Here is a 16,131-nt window from a genome sequence, read left to right as displayed (position 1 = left end):
CGGCACGCTCAAGCACTGGATGGGTTCGACGCACTTCCAGACGCGCGGACTTGGTCATGTCGCTGCTGAAATGAGTTTGCACGTGCTGGCCTACAACCTAAAACGGGTCATCAGGATTCTCGGGTTCGCAAAGACGATGCGTGCAATGAAGCTCGCAGGCGCGTGAACTCCCACGCGCCGATGTCGTTTGCCAGTAAAAACGATCACGTCACCTGCCTGCGTCTCGGCCTAACGTAACTGCGTGCCCAACCGCGCGTCACCGGTCGGCCGTTCTGCGCGTTTTTACACGGCCTCGGCCAATTTGAGCCGCTCGTGACGACTGCCTGAATCGCTAACAATTTCCGAATCGCTATTGACAGCTACGCTCCAGAACGGCAACCTCCGGTCATGAACTACGACGCGCGAAATTTCATGATGTGCACCATGACCGCCAATGGCGAGTCGTGGGAATCGTGACGTTCATACACCGTACACAGACTTCCTCAACGGCCCCGCCAGTCATGACGGGGCCGTGTCTTTTCCGCCGCTCCGAATTGCGTTGGCGCAAATAGGAGTGATTGCATGCAACACAGAGTACGTGTTTCCGTTCTTGGTGACATTTCCGACGTGCCGACTTCGCCGCTCGAACCGAGGAGCGCTGCATGCTGACGATACGAAAAGCCAACTGTGATGACGTGTTCGACGCGTGGGATATCCGTAAAACGTCGGTGCATGCTGCGTGCGCTAAACACTATCCCAAAGCAGCCCTTTCGGCGTGGGTTGACGGCACGCCGACCGACAAATGGGCCGGCGTTGTCGAATCTGACTTCTATGTTGCCGTCGATCAGGGATCGGTCGTCGGAACAGGGATGCTTACGCTCGAAAGCGGGCAAGTCGACGCGATCTTCGTCCGACCGTCTCATATGGGTCGCGGCATTGGACGCAAGATGCTGGATTTTCTTGAAGCGTTGGCCGCCGATCAAGGCCTTGGCGCAATGCGGCTCGATGCGACGCTGAACGCGGCCCCGTTCTATCGCAGTTGTGGTTGGTCAGGCGATTCGGTTTCGACGTACCGTACCGCGCGCGGACTGGAATTGGCGTGCGTGCCGATGACGAAGCTTGTCATCGTCGGCGGCTAATCGGCGCACTCGGTAGTGGGACGTAGTGCGGCCAAGAAGGCTTCGTGGCTCTGTAGTATTTTTTTCGGGGAAGAGAATCAGGTATCTTTCCTCTCGACTGACGAGCTAAACGACCCTTCCCGATATATTCATGCCTTTGATCCAACTCAGTCGTGTAGTCCGCGCCGACGCTGCCGACTTAATCTCCGCCAATCGCGCGAATCAGCACTACCACCTACCGTGGGTCACCTCCTTCACGGACCAAGCGGGCTTTGATAACTGGTTTGCGCGGTGTCTAACTGGGCCAAACGTCGGTCTTGTGGCACAACAGTCTTCTGGGCAGATCGTCGGCGTCGTCAATATTAACGAAATCGTCGCGGGTGCTTTTCAAAGCGCTTATGTCGGCTACTACGGAATGTCGAGCTTTAGCCGGAAAGGGTTAATGACCGACGCGCTCGGAACCGCAGTTGACTACGCCTTCAATGACCTTGGACTGCATCGCCTCGAAGCAAACATACAGCCCGGAAACCAAAAGTCGATAGCTTTGGTGCGCCGACTGGGATTTGAGAAGGAAGGCTTCTCACGACGCTATCTTCGCATCAACGGTGAATGGCGAGATCATGAGCGATGGGCGTTGCTTGCCGACATGGTAATCCACTAGCCCAATCTCTTTTCCCGACGTGGGGCACGAGCGGTCGCCGGTCTCGCCGCAGAAATCGGCGACAATCCAAATCGTGTGAATCATTCAAGGCACCGAGGATGCTAAAAATCATTTCGCTAACGCCTGCCGACTTCACGCGTTGGACAGAGCATCTGAACCGGCAGATCGCTGAATCGGGGCGCGGCGGACGCCCCTTTTTTCTCGCCTATGGAAGCCGTTGACTTCGAATCACCTGACCGCCGCGCTCGCTTCGAAAAAGGTCTGACGACCGCTTTGCCTCAGCCGGCGTGGATGAGGGTGTGGGCGGTGGAAAGTCCCGATTCACGCTTCGTCGCACATCTTGACCTGACCGGCTCCAGCATACCGTCAGAGAAACATCGAGCTAGCCTCGGCATCGGCGTCGAGGAGAGCTTTTATCGGAGAGGCTTGGGCCGGCGGTTGATGCAGGGAGCCATTGAATTTGCTACGCGTAATGAAATCGAATGGATAGACCTATCTGTCTTCACCGACAACCACGCTGCGATCGGCCTCTATCAGTCCTTGGGCTTTGAAGAAGTTGGACGACGCAATGACCGGTTTCGCATTTCGGGGCGCTCAGTTGACGACCTCACGATGACCCTACGGATCAAGAGCTAGATAACGGACAAGCGAGAATGGATAAGCGCGTACAGTCGTTAATCGACAGGTTGGCCGAATGGGACATACAGCTACCGCGTGGTGACGTTCGAATTGGTGGCTTCGGTGACTCAAAAGCACTTTCAGATTCGCTCATCGGTCTTATTCTCGCGGGCGCGAAGCATGGCACATCCAGCCTACTCTGGTCGTGGCAGTTCGACGGTGAGGAAGTTCCGAAGGTCGGAGATATCGAGATTGTGCTTGACTGGAGTGGTCGACCGACTCTGATTCGTCGAGCCACGAACGTCGAGATCATTCCGTTCGATTGCGTGCCCCCTGATTTCGCAGCAAGCGAAGGAGAAGGCGATCGCTCGCTGACGTATTGGCAACGGGAGCATTGGAGATTCTTCGTCGAAGAGTGCCAGCGAATCGGACGGACTGCCGATGTTGATAAATCCATGCCGATCGTGTGCGAACGATTCGAGGTTCTTTATAAGCTAGCATCGGTTACCCAAAATGAATGACCGCTCACGGGCACGCTCATCGTCTCTTGTGGGTCGGCTCCGGCCGGCCGCATAGGCGTCAGTCGGCCAGCTACGGCCAAGCGCTTCCGGCGAAGTGCTGCGACTTTGCGCGAATGTAGTTCAGTCGCACCAAATCTGACGCATCCGCGCGCACCTATGGCGCGACTGCGGGTAGTCTTTGAGTTGCCGCGTGCAGCGGTGCAATCGCCTTGGCGCCCTACGGTCTTCCGCCCGGTCTCTGTTGGATTTAGGAGGCCGACTCCCGATACGGCTCATTCTCGGATTTGCGCGCCCAACAAAAAAATGGACATCAGCGGCTCGCGATTAGTCCATTTTTCAAAAATTTTGATGGACACGGTGACTTGAACTAAGTATTTGAATTTACGGAAATATAGCTTGTCCACTTTTCGAATTCTTGGACATGTGCGTCATATGCCGAACGTATCGGGCTGCGATCTCGCCCGGCCCGTACGCCAAATGGAACAGAAGGCGCACGGCGCGCGGCGCTTGCCGATACTCGGCATCACGGCCAATACGGCGCCCGAGAACCTGAGTCAATGCAGCGAAGCGGGCATGGACGATTGCCTCGTCAAGCCCACGCGCGTGGCCACGCTGCGCGAGCATCTCGCGCGCTGGTTCGGCGTGGAGGGCATACAGCGCACCGTGCAGGGCGAAGTTGTGCGCGAGGCAGGCGCGAACGGACAAGGGGCGGGGCAAGCAGCGTCGCGGGCTTCCGGGTCGCCTTCACCGGGACGCGACGGAAAGCTCGCGGAAAAGCCTGCAAACGCGCGGGCGTTCGAGCCGCTGGATCTCGCGCATATGATCCAGGTTTGGGGCGGCGAGGCGACCGTGAAGACGTTGCTCGGCTCGTTCGTTTCGGCGATGCGCGACGACCTGGATGCCTTGCCGCCGCTCCTCGAACAAGCCGATGTCGCGGGCCTGCGCGAATGGCATCACCGGTTTGCCGGTGCGGTGGGCGTGCTGCAGTACCCTGCGCTGCTCGCGGAGCTCGAGACGTTTCGCGGTCATATGAACGGTCACACTGCCGGTCAACTTATGCGCTCATCCGCACTTGCCAGGCGATGCTGGTCGGAATCGAGCAGCAGGTCGCGCTGCTCGCGTGAATGATGTACATCAGGAAATCGACTGGCGCAGGGCAATAGAGCGGAAAAACAGGCGAAAAAAAACGCGGCCGAAGCCGCGTTCAAGCTTGGAGACCCTTCGATGAAGAGTCACTTCTCGCACTGGGTAGCTTAGACGCCGTGCGACGAGAAATCGAGACAATTTCGATCAATTAACTATTACAGGAAGTGCAGGTAATCGCGCTTGCTGCCGCGGTGTCATGGCGGCGAAATGGTTCGGCCGTGAAGTCGATGAACGAGCGTGTTCTTGCCGGGACGTGCGCGTTGTCAAATGGTGGTTCGTCAAACGATGGCGCCAATACACTTCGCTATGCAAATCAATTCGGTGTTGCGTCCCATGCACCTCGAACGGTTCTTCGCCATCGCTTCCAGGCATTCGGTGGCAATACCCAATGGCAGGAAGGGAGCACCTGGGTTGCAAGGCGTCGCCTGCGGCGCATTTTTTATTGCACGCAGCTTACGTTGGGCCGACATCGGCGCAGCGGACGCGCCCAGCCGATTTGCTCTAGCATGTGAGAGCGCGGTTTTGCGCCTTCTGGTGCAGCGCGCCACAAAAACAGGAGAAATTCCATGAATTTGCTTCGTCCGCTGCAGCTCGCTCTCGCTCTGTGTGTCCTTGCCTCCAGCGCCGCGTATGCCGACACCGTTGCCCTTAAGGCCGATCTCGAACCGTCCAGCGAAGTCCCGCCGCGCGTGAGCCAGGGTCACGGCATGCTCAACGCCACCTTCGACACGTCCACGAAAACGCTGAACTGGACGATCACCTATGAAGGCCTCTCCGGCCCGGCTGCCGCCGCGCACTTCCACGGCCCGGCGCCGGTCGGACAGAACGCCAACGTGCAGGTACCGATTCCGAAGGGTGAACTGGCGAGTCCGATCAAGGGCTCCGCCACGCTCAACGAGCAGCAGGTCACCCAGCTGATGGGCGGACAGTGGTATTTCAACATTCATACGGCGCAGAACCCGTCAGGCGAGATTCGCGGTCAGGTGCTGCCCGCCAATTGACCGGCCCTCGATCGTTCGCCTCACTCTCCGCACCGTGCGCGCCGCGCATTCCCGCGATCGAAGTCTGATTGCGGGACGCCGTCGACCGACCGCCGCCGAGTGCTGGTCGAGGCCAGTTTGAGGGCTGCGGAGGGGCTGAGCCGATGAGCTGGCAAAGCAGGCTGATCTGCAGGTTCTTGCGCCGCACCTTCCGGCCGCAAACGCGCAAGTCGATCAACGTCGCGCGCGTGCGCATGCTGACGGCGAGGCGCATCTGGACCCCGGGCGTGCCGAGCGGCTGGCGCCTGCGCGAGCAGTACGACGCCTCCGATGTTCCGATGCGCGGCGAGTGGCTCATCCGCGAGCACTCGCCCGCGCATCGCACGCTCCTTTATCTGCATGGCGGCGGGTACTACTTCTGCTCGCCGCGTTCGCAGCGCGCGATCTCGTTTGGTCTGGGCAAGCGCGCCGGCGCCGACGTCTTCTCCCTCGACTATCGCCTCGCGCCCGAACACCCGTTCCCCGCCGCGCTCGAGGACGCAATGGCCGCGTACCGCCATTTGCTGGCGCAAGGAACGCAGCCCGGCTCGATCGTGATTGGCGGCGATTCGGCTGGCGGCGGACTTGCGCTTGCGACGCTCGTCGCCTTGCGCGACGCAGGCGATGCGCTTCCCGCCGGCGCCGTGCTCTTTTCGCCGTGGACCGATCTTGCGGCGACGGGCGCTTCGATACGCGAGAACGACGGGCGCGATCCCATGTTCAGCGGCGCGGTATTCGAGCGCATCGCGCCGTTCTACCTCGGCGCGGCCAGTGCGACCGATCCCTACGTGTCGCCGCTGTATGCCGACTTTCGCGGCTTGCCGCCGCTCAGCCTCTTCGTGGGCAGCTCCGAAACGCTGCTCGATGACACGCGCCGCGTCGCCGAGCGCGCGCACGCCGACGGTGTGTCGGTGGAGTGCGAGATTGCCAGCGGCATGCCGCATATCTGGCCGATCTATGCGCCGTTCATGCCCGAAGCGCGCCGCACGCTCGACGTCGCCGCGCGCTTCGTGCTCCGCGTGACGCCCGTGCCGGCGCGCGGCGACGAGAAACCGCAGCCGCCTCAATCGAGCGAGACATCGATCGCGTCATAGGCCGCGTGCACGGCGGCTTCGCCGTAGCGCCGCTCGAGCCGGCGCACGGTGAAGTGCCCATGCGCCACCTGCTGGAAATGATCGATGAACACGGTGTTGACCATGGCGCCGAGCACCGCGCCGATGGCGGGTATCGATTTCGCCGCGACCTGCTCGCTCACCTGCACGGAGAAGCGCGCGGCCACGGTCTGCATGAGCTTGAGGAGCGCGGTCGAGCCGTGTGCGGCGAAGCCCTTCGTTGCCATTTCCGACGACGCCGCCGATACCGCCTTCGCGAGCGCGCCGCGCGCGATGAAATAGCCGAAGTCGGCCTCGTCGTCGGCGGCCGAGCGGCCGCCCATGCCGAACACGGTCAGACATTGCAACTGCGTGTCGGTGCTGGCCAGATTCTCGCCTTCGCTACGCGCGATGTCGCAGATCGAGCGAAACATCAGCGTGGTCGTGACGGGCAGCTCGACCGGCAGCGCGAAAAGGCCGAACGCGCCGCCTGCCGCGCCCGTGGTCGCCACCGCGAACTTGTGCAGCAGGTTGCTCGGTTTTTTGCTCGTGCGTGGTTCCGCGGTGGAGAGGGCGCCTGGCTTGCCGAGCGTCTTCAGCGCGAGCTGCAGACACTTGCGCAGCGCGGCTTGCGTCGCCTCGGTCACCTTGTCGTTCGCGACGCCGGGCAGCCGCGCGATCAGCTTTTCTACCGGCGCACCCACGATCGCTGCGAGCTTCATGCCGAGTGGCGGCGTTTCGAGCTCATGTTTGGCGCGCCGCAGCGCGTCGAGATCGGCCTCTGTGAAGGCCGCGATGGCGCCCGTGCGGGCCGGATCTGCGGCGGTCGGTTCGGTCGTGGGTTCCATGGCGCTCCCGGAATTTTAGCGACGACGGCGAGGGCATCGCCGCCGTTCGACGCCCCAGTGTAGTGGATCGGACCGTGCTATGATGGTCGATCTTTGACGCGTCAACCGTTGCTGGATCAAAAAATGGCCGTTCATACCGCCGCCCACCATTCGAGCGGGCAGGTTCTGCCGTTCCGGGAGTCGCTGCTCGCGATGCTCGGCGTCTCGTTCGTGACGATGCTCGTCGCGCTCGACCAGACCGTCGTCGGCACGGCGCTGCCGACCATCGTCGCCGAATTGCGCGGCTTCGAGCTTTACGCGTGGGTCGCCACGTCCTATCTGCTCACCTCGGTCATCACTGTCCCCATTTTCGGGCGGCTCGGCGACTATTACGGGCGCAAGCCGTTCGTGATCGCGTCGATCGTCGTCTTCACCGCCGCATCCGTGCTGTGCGGCGCGGCCAACAGCATGCTGTTCCTCGTGATTGCGCGCGGGCTGCAAGGCATCGGCGGCGGTATGCTGGTCGGCACGGCGTTCGCCTGCATTCCGGATCTCTTCCCCGACTCGGTCGTGCGCCTGCGCTGGCAGGTCCTCATGAGTTCCGCATTCGGTATCGCCAACGCGGTCGGGCCGTCGCTCGGCGGCTTTCTCACGCAGTACTACGGCTGGCGTTCCGTGTTTTACGTGAATCTGCCCGTTGGCCTGCTTTCGCTGTTTTTCGTCTGGAAGTATCTGCCGCATCTGCGCCACGTCGCGCACGAGGCGCGCATGCGGCTCGACTGGCCAGGTGCGCTCCTCATCGCGGTCGCGCTCGGCAGCCTGCAACTTTTCGTGGAACGCCTGCCGGGGCGCGGTCTCACCGCTTCGGCCATCGGCCTGCTCGCCCTCGCGCTGGCGGCCGGCTGGGCGCTCTGGCAATGGGAGCGGCGCTGCCCGCAAGCCATCCTGCCCGTCGACATGTTCCGCAACGCGAGCCTGAATGCGCTTTTCACGCTCGCCGTGCTGGGCGGCTTCACGATGTTTTCGTTGCTGTTCTATGCGCCGCTCCTGTTCCAGGGCGGCTTCGGCATGACGCCGAAGGAAGCGGGCGTCGTCATCACGCCGCTCGTGGTGTTCATCACGATCGGCAGTATCGCGAACGGGCGCATCGTCTCGCGCATCCGCAACCCGAACCTGATGCTCTACATCGGCTTCGCAATGCTCGCAGTGGCCTGCTTCGCCGTGGCCCTCGCCACGCGCAACACGCCGCGCGGCCTGCTCATGGCGTTCATGATCGTGGCCGGCATCGGTCTTGGCTTCGTCATGCCGAACCTCACGGTGTTCGCGCAGCAGACCGCGGGGCGCGAGCATCTGGGCATCGCCACCGCGCTGTTGCAGTCACTGCGGATGATCGGCGGCATGATCGGCACGGCGCTCACCGGCACGATGGTCACGCAGCTCTACTCGAGCGGCGTGCAACGCGCGCTGGATGCCGACCACGCCACGCACTGGCTGCCGCAGCTCGCCGACCCGCAGATCCTCATCAACCGCGACGCGCAGGCTTCACTGATCGCCGATCTCGCCAACGCCGGGCATAATGGCGCGCCGCTGCTCGAAGCCGCGCGCGAGGCCCTCGTGGGCGCGATTCACCTGGGCATTGCCGTGGCGGCGGCGATTGCGGTGGTGTCGATCTGGCAAACCCGGCGCGTGCCGCCCGTCAAGCTGCAGCGCAAGTTGGAGCCCGTGATTCACGCGGATTGAGACGTTCCGCCCCTGGCGGGCACCGGCACGGACCCGGCAAACGCGCGGCGATGATGCCGGCAGGAAGACAAAGCATGGAAATTCAGGATCGCATCGCCGTCATGCAGCAGTTTGGTCGGACCTACCGGACGTTCATGTCGGCGTTCGAGGCGCAGGTCGGCCATCCGCTGCCGCGCTGGCGCATTCTGCTCGCGCTTTACGAGCAGGACGGCGAGTCGTCGCAAAAGCGGCTCGTCGAGCGGCTGCGTGTCGACCCGGGCGCGCTCACGCGCCAATTGAAAGCGCTGGAGGCGCTCGGCTGGATCGCGCGCCGCGCCGACGAGCGCGACAACCGCATCACCAACGTGACACTGACCGACACCGGCCGCGCCGTGACCGAAGAGGGGCTGCCGCGCCGCAACGCGTTCCTGGACGTGACGATGTCGCTGCCCGACGATGCGCTCGCGGCGCTGTCGAGCGCGTTGGGGATGATGGAGGCGCGCATCGGCGAGGCCGCTATGGCGGCGGCCGCGCTCGCGCAGGCTCCGCAGGCCGAGCCCGAAGCGGGCTGAGCCTGCACCGATGCGCGCTGCCTCAGAAGAACGTTTCGATCACTTCCGTCACACGATATTTCGCATCGACCATCAGCACCTGACGCCACTTGTCGAACGTGAGGCAGGGGTGCGAGATATCGAACGCGATCATGTCGCCGACCTTGAGGTCCGCGCCCGCCGGAATCTTCAGGTAGGCGTGCTGATCCATCATCTGGAACACTTCCCAGCCTTCGCTTGCCGCCACTTCGCGCGGCGCGCCGCCGTTCGCGGGGCGATAGTGGCGCGACGGCTCCGGAAAGCCCGCGTCGAACGCGGCGTCGCGCTTGCCGAAGCCGATGATGGCGCGGCCGGGCTCCGGAATCGACTGCACATAGGCCCAGAGCTGTAGCGCAGGCAGCAGCGCCACGCCCATTTCGCGCGCCACGGGGTTGCGCGTGAGGATCTGCGACTGAGCCTGCTTGTAGACACCCACGTCGTGCGTCACGTAGCAGCCGGGGCGCAGCACCACGTCGATCGCGCCCGCCTGCGTGGCGGGCGCGAACTCTTCCGCGACGATGTCGTACCAGGCCGAGCCCGCGCCCGAAAGCAGCGCGGGCGTGCGCGCGAAGCGGCCCGCGGCGGCCAGTTCCTGGGTGACGTTCAGCGCGTCGCGCAGGAAGGTGCGCACTTCGCTTTCTTCCTTGAGGATGCCCTCGTAGATTTCCACCCCCGCCAGCTTGAGCGAGTCGGGATAGCGCGCGATCGCCGCGAGCACGGCGTTGCGCGTGTCGGTGTCGCGCACGCCCGTGCGGCCGCGCGGCACGCCCAGTTCGAGCAGCACCTGCAGCGTGCGGCCCGATGCGCGGAAGAACTCGCCCAGATGCTCCACGCCTTCGACCGAATCGACGAGGCAGAAGAACTCGAAGGTCGCGTCGCTGAGCAGCTCGGCAATGATCGCCATGTTGCGGCGGCCCACGAGCTGGTTCGCCATCAGCACGCGCGAGATGCCGCCGCGGTAGGCGGCGCGCGTCTGGTGCGCCGTGGCGAGCGTGATGCCCCACGCGCCGGTGTCGATCTGGCGGCGAAAGAGCTGCGGCGCCATCGTCGTCTTGCCGTGCGGCGCGAGCTTCACGCCATAGCGCGTGACGAAGTCCTGCATCCACTTGAGGTTGTGCTCGACGCGGTCGGCATACAGCACCGCAGCGGGCAGGCTCACGTCCTCTTCGAGTAAATTCCATTCGAGGCGCCCGGCGTCCCCGAGCGGCACGCTCGCGCCCGGTACGTTGCCAAGGCCCTTGCTGTTCGGGTCGATCGTTGCACTCTGATAGTTTGTAACTTTCATTTCCCTTCGCTCCATATGCTTCATGCGGCTCCGCTACACCGGCATCTTCAGGACCGGCGTTGACTCGGAGATAGTACACAAAGTAACATCGCTTCGTGAATTGTTATTTATTAACAGACTCCCTGCAATGAACACCGCCGCCGATCCGGCCCGCTTCGACATCGTCGCGCGTATCGCGCAATGCGTGCCCGAATTGCGTCCCGCCGAGCGCGACGTGGCTGCGCTCATTCTCGACGATCTTGCCAGCGCCGCGCGGGCGAGCATCGGCGAGCTGGCGCAGCGCGCGGGCGTGAGCGTCGCCTCCGTCACGCGCTTTGCGAAGGCGGTGGGCTGCCACGACGTGCGCGAACTCAAGCTGCGGCTCGCCCAGGCGGCCGCCGTGGGCGATCGCTTCCTGCGCGGTGCGGCAACTGGCGCTTCCGAAGGCGCGGGCAAGCCGCGCGCCGCCGACGCGAACGGCGAAGCCGAACCGCCCGCCACGCGCGTCTACGACGAAATTCACACGGCGCTCGCGCGCAACCACGAGCTGCTGTGCCAGGCGCCGTTTGCGCAAGCCGCCGCGGCGCTGGCCCAGGCCCGCATGATCTACGTGTTCGGCATGGGCGGCGGCTCGAGTGCGCTCGCCGACGAAATGCGCTTTCGCCTCGTGCGCCTGGGCCGCCCGGTGGCTTCGTACCAGGACAGCCTGCTGCAGCGCATGGTGGCGAGCACGCTTTCGCCCGAAGACGTCGTCGTCGCGCTTTCCGTAACAGGGCGCGTGCCCGAACTCGTCGACGCGTGCCGCATCGCGCGCGACTACGGCGCGAAGCTCGTCGCGCTCACCGCGCCGGCTTCGCCGCTCGCTGCGCTCGCCGACTGGCTCGTGCCGATCGTCGCGAGCGAGACCGATTTCATCTACAAGCCGTCGTCGTCGCGTTACGCGATGATGATGGCACTCGACGTGCTCGTGACCGAACTGGCGCTCGCGCAACCCGAAGAAAGCCGCGAGTTGCTGCGCCGCATGAAACACACGCTGGACGCGCATCGCGGCGGCGGCGAACGCCAGCCGCTCGGTGACTGAGCGTCCACCCAAGAGCCATCCTGAGGAGACGCGTATGCATTCGCACCCCGAAGCCGCCGACACGCTGATCGTCGGCGCGATGCTGTATGACGGCACCGGCGCGCCGCCCGTCGAGCGCGACGTGGCGCTGCGCGACGGACGCATCGTCGCGATCGGCAACCTGTCGAACTGGCTCGCGGAAGAGGTGATCGAGGCCAATGGGCGCGCGCTCGCGCCCGGTTTCATCGACGTCCATACGCACGACGACACGCACGTGATCCGCGCGCCGCAAATGCTGCCCAAGATCAGCCAGGGCGTGACGACGGTGGTGGTCGGCAACTGCGGGATCAGCGCCTCGCCGGTGACGTTAAAGGGCGATCCGCCAGACCCGATGAACCTGCTCGGCGAGCGCGACGCGTTCAGCTATCCGACGTTCTCCGCGTACGTCGACGCCGTCAACGCGGCGCGACCCGCCGTGAACGTCGGCGCGTTGATCGGCCATACGGCGCTGCGCAACAACCACATGAACGACCTGAAGCGCGCCGCCACCGGCGACGAGATCGCGGCGATGCGCGCGCAGCTCGAAGACGCGCTCGCGCACGGCGCGCTCGGCCTTTCCACGGGCCTCGCGTACGGCTCGGCGTTCGAGGCCTCGACCGAAGAGGTCGCCTCGCTTGCCCAGCCGCTCGCCGCCGCCGGCGCGCTCTACACGACGCACATGCGCACGGAGTTCGACGCGATTCTCGAAGCGATGAACGAGGCGTACCACATCGGCCAGCATGCGCGCGTGCCGGTGGTGATCTCGCATCTGAAGTGCGCGGGGCCCACCAACTGGGGGCGCAGCACGGAGGTGCTCGCGTCGCTCGAAAGCGCGCGCAAGTATCAGCCGGTCGGGTGCGACTGCTATCCGTATAGCCGCAGCTCGTCGACGCTGGATCTCAAGCAGGTGACGGGCGACATCGACATCACCATCACGTGGTCCACGCCGCACCCGGAGCAGGCGGGCAAGCTCATCAAGGACATCGCGGCCGGGTGGGGCGTGTCGCAGCAGGAAGCGGGCAAGCGTCTGCAGCCGGCGGGCGCGGTGTACCACAACATGTCCGAAGACGACGTGCGCCGCATTCTTTCGCATCCGGCCACGATGGTCGGCTCGGATGGACTGCCCAACGATCCGCTGCCGCATCCGCGCCTGTGGGGCGCATTTCCGCGCGTGCTCGGCCACTACGCGCGCGACGCGGCCTTGCTGCCGCTCGAAGAAGCGGTGCGCAAGATGACGGGCCTTTCGGCACGGCGCTTCGGCCTTTCGCAGCGCGGCGAGGTGCATGTGGGCTGGCACGCCGACCTCGTGCTGTTCGACCCGACGCGCGTGCGCGATGCGGCGACGTTCGAGAAGCCGCAGCAGGTGGCCGAGGGCATCGACGCGGTATGGGTGAACGGCGTGCTTTCGTATCGCGACGGGCAACCCACGGGCGAGCGCGCGGGCCACTTCGTCGCGCGCGGCAAACGCGAGGCGCAGGCCGAGGCAATGGCCTTCTAAACCGGCTTTATCTATCGAATTTCGACCCCCGGCGTACGCGGCCCAAAAAGCTGCGCGCGCCGTACGATCTCAAAGGAGCAAACGATGAAACGAATTGGAGCGGAAGGCGGCAAGGGCCAGGGCGGACAGCATCTGCCGTTCGCGCGCGCCGTGGAAGCCGACGGCTGGCTGTACGTCTCGGGCCAGACGCCGATGGAAGGCGGCGAAGTGATCAGCGGCGGGATCGTCGAGCAGTCGCACAAGGCCATCCAGAATCTTTTCGCGATCCTGAAGGAAGCGGGCTATGGCGCGGAGCACGTGGTGCGCTGCGGCGTGTGGCTCGACGACGCGCGTGACTTCACCTCGTTCAACAAGGTGTTCCGCGAGTACTTCGGCGAGCATCCGCCCGCACGCGCCTGTGTGCAGTCGAGCATGGTGGTGGACTGCAAGGTCGAAGTCGACTGCGTGGCTTACAAGGCGCCGGCGGGGAAGTAAGGGCGCGGATTTGGCGAGCGATACGCGAAAGCCTCATTGAGTGCCGCACGAAACGGCTGCCGGAATCATCCGGCAGCCGTTTTTTCTTGCTGGTCATGCCGACGGGCTTTTCCGTGCTGAATTCTGTCCCTCATTAGGCATTCGGCAGATGGCACTCCCATGTGTCTATTTTCCCAATATATGAGCGACCCAATCACATATTGGAGAACTCGAAAAAACCTGCCTACAATCAGTCCATCCGATAAGCCGCGACTGTCACAGCGCGGCAGACATCGTCGGCAGACCCAGATAAATCCGGCGCACGCGTAACACGCGGAGCGAACCGGACCGCAAAGGAGACGTTCGCCATGCTTCAGCCAGCGCTTTGCGCGGCCACGCGCCGCCCGCCGCTACCTGTCCGAGTCCCGGCCGCCCGCGCGGCGGGCCGTCTCCCGAAGCACGGTTCGCGCGCCGCCTGACGGCACGCGCCTTTCGATCGTCTCTTTTCATCGCCCTCGCCATGAACAAAGCGATGTCTTCCACACTCGCCGCGAATCTCCCCGACGAGGCCGCGCCCGCAAAAAACGCCGCGGCAACCCCCGCGCAAGCGCAGCCGAAAGCCCGCCCCGCCGCCGATGAAATCGGCGTCGCGAGCACGTTGCTCGACGGCTCGATGCAGCAGGCCGGCACCCAGACGCTCCTGCGCGGCCTCGCGATCCTCGAAGCGGCCGCCGCCGGCGTACGCGACCTGCGCTCGTTCGGCGCGGTGCTCGGCACGACGCGCAGCACCACGCACCGTCTCGTTTCGAGCCTCGTGCAGGCGCGCTATCTGCGCCAGGTGCAGGGCGGCTACCTGCTCGGGCCGAAGCTCATCGAACTCGGCACCATCGCACTCGAGCAGATGCCGCTCACGGCCGTTGCGCGCCCGCATCTGCAGGCGCTCGCCGACGAAACGCTCGACACGATCCACCTCGGCGTGCGCGACGGCGACGACGTGCTGTACATCGACAAGATTCCCGGCCAGCGGGGCCTCGAAATGCGCTCGCGCGTGGGGCACCGCATGCCGCTCGCGTCGACGGGCATCGGCAAGGCGATGATGCTCGACCTCGCGCCGCAATCGTGGCGCGACCTGTTCGACGCTTCGCGCCGCACGCTCGCCGGCGTGAGCTTCCGTCCCGATCACAGCCTCGAACCCGATACCTTCCTCAAGCGCATGGCGACTTATTCGGCGGGCGGGTACACGTTCGATCTGGAGGAGAACGAAATTTCGATCCGCTGCGTGGCGGCGCCCGTGCGCGACGCTTCCGGCGCGATCGTGGCGGCGCTTTCGGTGGCGAGCACGATTCCCTACATGCCGCTCGAGCGCATGGACGAACTGATTCCCGTCGTGCAGCGCGAGGCACGCGCGATTTCGCAGGAACTGGGCTGGCGCGCGCCGCAGCCCACCACGCGCAGGATTCGTCGATGAAAGCACGCGAGAAGCCTGTAAGCGGCGCGGCGATCGATGCCGGCGACGCCGCGATCGCTCGCGAAGCCGCGCTCATCGCGCTCGACTGGGGCACGACCTCGCTGCGCGCGTATCTGTTCGATGCGGCGGGCCAGGTGATCGCCACACGCGTTTCGACGGCGGGGATCATGAACCTGCCCGTGCCCGCCGAAGAAGGCGGCTTCGACGCCGCCTTCGACGAAGCGTGCGGCGTGTGGCTCGCGCAAGCCCCCTCGCTGCCCGTGCTGGCCGCGGGGATGGTCGGCAGCGCCCAGGGCTGGGTGCAGGCACCGTATGTCGAAACGCCCGCGAGCGCTCAGGCGCTGGTGGCCGGCATCGTGCGCGTGCGCGCCGCATGCGGCGCCGAAGTCGCCGTGGTCCCGGGCGTGCTGGAGCCGGGTGCGCTGCCCAACGTGATGCGCGGCGAGGAAACGCAAATCTTTGGCGCGCTCGGCGCAGCGGGTGACGACGCCGAGCCGCAAACGGCGCTAGTCGGACTGCCCGGCACGCACGCGAAATGGGTGGTGGTGGAGGGCGAGCGCATTGCGCGCTTCTATACCTTCATGACGGGTGAGGTCTACGCGGCGCTGTGCGCGCACACGATCCTCGGCCGCACGATGAAGCATCCCGTCGAGCCCGACACCGCGGCGTTTCTGCGCGGCGTGAGCGTGGCGCGCGAGCAGGGCTGCGTGGGGCTGCTGGCCACCGCGTTCAGCACGCGCACGCTCGGCCTCACGGCCCAGCTCGCCGCCGACGAGCAGCCCGACTATCTATCGGGCCTCGTGATCGGCCATGAGCTGGCGGGCCTCGAAGCGGCGCTGGCGCGGCGCGACGTGACGCTCGCCGGCTGCGCGCCGCAGCTGATCGGCGCCGAGGCGCTGTGCGAGCGTTACCGCATGGCGCTTGCCGCATTCGGATGCAGCGGCGCGCATCTCGTGCGCCAGGCGACCGAACACGGGCTTTGGCGCATCGCCGTGCAGGCCGGGCTCGTCACGCCGCGCTAAGTGCGCGCCGATGGGCCGATGAATCGAACCCGCTGAAC

Annotated in this window: 16 protein-coding genes and 1 pseudogene; 15 read left to right on the top strand and 2 right to left on the bottom strand. The window is 64.8% G+C overall.

Features of this window, described 5'->3' with window-relative positions; genetic code table 11:
- From BFD71_RS41865 to BFD71_RS37015, 8 genes and pseudogenes are all read left to right on the top strand, one after another.
- A pseudogene (locus BFD71_RS41865) lies at positions 1 to 166 on the top strand (IS5/IS1182 family transposase); the annotation flags it as partial.
- Between the two features lie 475 nt (positions 167 to 641).
- Positions 642 to 1,118, top strand: a complete 477-nt coding sequence (locus BFD71_RS37045) for a GNAT family N-acetyltransferase (protein WP_069269159.1) — start codon at positions 642 to 644, stop codon at positions 1,116 to 1,118.
- A gap of 130 nt (positions 1,119 to 1,248) precedes the next feature.
- Positions 1,249 to 1,758 carry a GNAT family N-acetyltransferase gene (locus BFD71_RS37040; protein WP_069269158.1) on the top strand — a complete coding sequence of 170 codons (510 nt, stop codon included), beginning with the start codon at positions 1,249 to 1,251 and terminating at the stop codon, positions 1,756 to 1,758.
- A gap of 207 nt (positions 1,759 to 1,965) precedes the next feature.
- Entirely contained in the window at positions 1,966 to 2,394 is a 429-nt protein-coding gene (locus BFD71_RS37035; protein ID WP_069269157.1) for a GNAT family N-acetyltransferase, read from the top strand.
- Between the two features lie 17 nt (positions 2,395 to 2,411).
- Complete coding sequence (locus tag BFD71_RS37030; protein WP_069269156.1) at positions 2,412 to 2,897, top strand: ASCH domain-containing protein; 486 nt, start codon at positions 2,412 to 2,414, stop codon at positions 2,895 to 2,897.
- Between the two features lie 477 nt (positions 2,898 to 3,374).
- Positions 3,375 to 4,025, top strand: coding sequence for a hypothetical protein (locus BFD71_RS37025; RefSeq protein WP_256095086.1), 651 nt, complete (start codon positions 3,375 to 3,377; stop codon positions 4,023 to 4,025).
- 584 nt (positions 4,026 to 4,609) lie between these two features.
- Positions 4,610 to 5,044: a CHRD domain-containing protein gene (locus BFD71_RS37020; protein WP_069269154.1), complete on the top strand. Its 435-nt coding sequence runs from the start codon at positions 4,610 to 4,612 to the stop codon at positions 5,042 to 5,044.
- A gap of 143 nt (positions 5,045 to 5,187) precedes the next feature.
- Positions 5,188 to 6,156 carry an alpha/beta hydrolase gene (locus tag BFD71_RS37015; RefSeq protein ID WP_069269153.1) on the top strand — a complete coding sequence of 323 codons (969 nt, stop codon included), beginning with the start codon at positions 5,188 to 5,190 and terminating at the stop codon, positions 6,154 to 6,156.
- On the opposite strand, the gene BFD71_RS37010 is transcribed toward BFD71_RS37015, so the two are convergent.
- Complete coding sequence (locus BFD71_RS37010) at positions 6,126 to 7,001, bottom strand: EcsC family protein (RefSeq protein ID WP_069269152.1); 876 nt, start codon at positions 6,999 to 7,001, stop codon at positions 6,126 to 6,128. The two genes, BFD71_RS37015 and BFD71_RS37010, sit on opposite strands and share 31 nt — an antisense overlap.
- A gap of 123 nt (positions 7,002 to 7,124) precedes the next feature.
- Here BFD71_RS37010 and BFD71_RS37005 point away from each other — a divergent pair, with 123 nt between their 5' ends.
- The gene (locus tag BFD71_RS37005; RefSeq protein ID WP_069269151.1) at positions 7,125 to 8,720 is read left to right on the top strand and encodes an MDR family MFS transporter; all 1,596 of its coding nucleotides are present in this window, start codon (positions 7,125 to 7,127) and stop codon (positions 8,718 to 8,720) included.
- A 74-nt stretch (positions 8,721 to 8,794) separates the two neighbouring features.
- Positions 8,795 to 9,271 carry a MarR family winged helix-turn-helix transcriptional regulator gene (locus BFD71_RS37000; protein ID WP_069269150.1) on the top strand — a complete coding sequence of 159 codons (477 nt, stop codon included), beginning with the start codon at positions 8,795 to 8,797 and terminating at the stop codon, positions 9,269 to 9,271.
- Positions 9,272 to 9,293: 22 nt separating this feature from the next.
- On the opposite strand, the gene BFD71_RS36995 is transcribed toward BFD71_RS37000, so the two are convergent.
- Positions 9,294 to 10,574 carry an amino acid deaminase gene (locus tag BFD71_RS36995; protein WP_069269149.1) on the bottom strand — a complete coding sequence of 427 codons (1,281 nt, stop codon included), beginning with the start codon at positions 10,572 to 10,574 and terminating at the stop codon, positions 9,294 to 9,296.
- A gap of 127 nt (positions 10,575 to 10,701) precedes the next feature.
- On the opposite strand from BFD71_RS36995, the gene BFD71_RS36990 reads away from it, so the two are divergent.
- The 5 genes from BFD71_RS36990 to BFD71_RS36970 all read left to right on the top strand — a co-directional run bounded on the left by BFD71_RS36990 (position 10,702) and on the right by BFD71_RS36970 (position 16,093).
- A complete protein-coding gene (locus tag BFD71_RS36990; protein WP_069269148.1) occupies positions 10,702 to 11,634 on the top strand; it encodes a MurR/RpiR family transcriptional regulator in 933 nt (310 codons plus the stop codon).
- Between the two features lie 34 nt (positions 11,635 to 11,668).
- Positions 11,669 to 13,150, top strand: coding sequence for an N-acyl-D-amino-acid deacylase family protein (locus BFD71_RS36985; RefSeq protein ID WP_069269147.1), 1,482 nt, complete (start codon positions 11,669 to 11,671; stop codon positions 13,148 to 13,150).
- Positions 13,151 to 13,234: 84 nt separating this feature from the next.
- Positions 13,235 to 13,624 carry a RidA family protein gene (locus BFD71_RS36980; protein ID WP_069269146.1) on the top strand — a complete coding sequence of 130 codons (390 nt, stop codon included), beginning with the start codon at positions 13,235 to 13,237 and terminating at the stop codon, positions 13,622 to 13,624.
- A 499-nt stretch (positions 13,625 to 14,123) separates the two neighbouring features.
- Positions 14,124 to 15,071, top strand: coding sequence for an IclR family transcriptional regulator (locus tag BFD71_RS36975; RefSeq protein WP_069269145.1), 948 nt, complete (start codon positions 14,124 to 14,126; stop codon positions 15,069 to 15,071).
- On the top strand, positions 15,068 to 16,093 hold the full coding sequence (locus tag BFD71_RS36970; protein ID WP_069269144.1) for a 2-dehydro-3-deoxygalactonokinase: 1,026 nt from the start codon (positions 15,068 to 15,070) through the stop codon (positions 16,091 to 16,093). Before BFD71_RS36975 ends, BFD71_RS36970 begins: the two co-directional genes overlap by 4 nt.
- Positions 16,094 to 16,131: the final 38 nt, after the last annotated feature.

The sequence above is a fragment of the Paraburkholderia nodosa genome (assembly GCF_001718195.1).
Lineage (GTDB): Bacteria > Pseudomonadota > Gammaproteobacteria > Burkholderiales > Burkholderiaceae > Paraburkholderia > Paraburkholderia nodosa_A.
This window is presented reverse-complemented; position numbering and strand designations above follow the sequence as displayed.

Bases quoted from the DNA above. Each gene is read 5' to 3' on its own strand.
- BFD71_RS37045 (WP_069269159.1), top strand. From the start codon at position 642: ATGCTGACGATACGAAAAGCCAACTGTGATGACGTGTTCGACGCGTGG.
- BFD71_RS37040 (WP_069269158.1), top strand. From the start codon at position 1,249: ATGCCTTTGATCCAACTCAGTCGTGTAGTCCGCGCCGACGCTGCCGAC.
- BFD71_RS37035 (WP_069269157.1), top strand. From the start codon at position 1,966: ATGGAAGCCGTTGACTTCGAATCACCTGACCGCCGCGCTCGCTTCGAA.
- BFD71_RS37030 (WP_069269156.1), top strand. From the start codon at position 2,412: ATGGATAAGCGCGTACAGTCGTTAATCGACAGGTTGGCCGAATGGGAC.
- BFD71_RS37025 (WP_256095086.1), top strand. From the start codon at position 3,375: ATGGAACAGAAGGCGCACGGCGCGCGGCGCTTGCCGATACTCGGCATC.
- BFD71_RS37020 (WP_069269154.1), top strand. From the start codon at position 4,610: ATGAATTTGCTTCGTCCGCTGCAGCTCGCTCTCGCTCTGTGTGTCCTT.
- BFD71_RS37015 (WP_069269153.1), top strand. From the start codon at position 5,188: ATGAGCTGGCAAAGCAGGCTGATCTGCAGGTTCTTGCGCCGCACCTTC.
- BFD71_RS37010 (WP_069269152.1), bottom strand. From the start codon at position 7,001: ATGGAACCCACGACCGAACCGACCGCCGCAGATCCGGCCCGCACGGGC.
- BFD71_RS37005 (WP_069269151.1), top strand. From the start codon at position 7,125: ATGGCCGTTCATACCGCCGCCCACCATTCGAGCGGGCAGGTTCTGCCG.
- BFD71_RS37000 (WP_069269150.1), top strand. From the start codon at position 8,795: ATGGAAATTCAGGATCGCATCGCCGTCATGCAGCAGTTTGGTCGGACC.
- BFD71_RS36995 (WP_069269149.1), bottom strand. From the start codon at position 10,574: ATGAAAGTTACAAACTATCAGAGTGCAACGATCGACCCGAACAGCAAG.
- BFD71_RS36990 (WP_069269148.1), top strand. From the start codon at position 10,702: ATGAACACCGCCGCCGATCCGGCCCGCTTCGACATCGTCGCGCGTATC.
- BFD71_RS36985 (WP_069269147.1), top strand. From the start codon at position 11,669: ATGCATTCGCACCCCGAAGCCGCCGACACGCTGATCGTCGGCGCGATG.
- BFD71_RS36980 (WP_069269146.1), top strand. From the start codon at position 13,235: ATGAAACGAATTGGAGCGGAAGGCGGCAAGGGCCAGGGCGGACAGCAT.
- BFD71_RS36975 (WP_069269145.1), top strand. From the start codon at position 14,124: ATGAACAAAGCGATGTCTTCCACACTCGCCGCGAATCTCCCCGACGAG.
- BFD71_RS36970 (WP_069269144.1), top strand. From the start codon at position 15,068: ATGAAAGCACGCGAGAAGCCTGTAAGCGGCGCGGCGATCGATGCCGGC.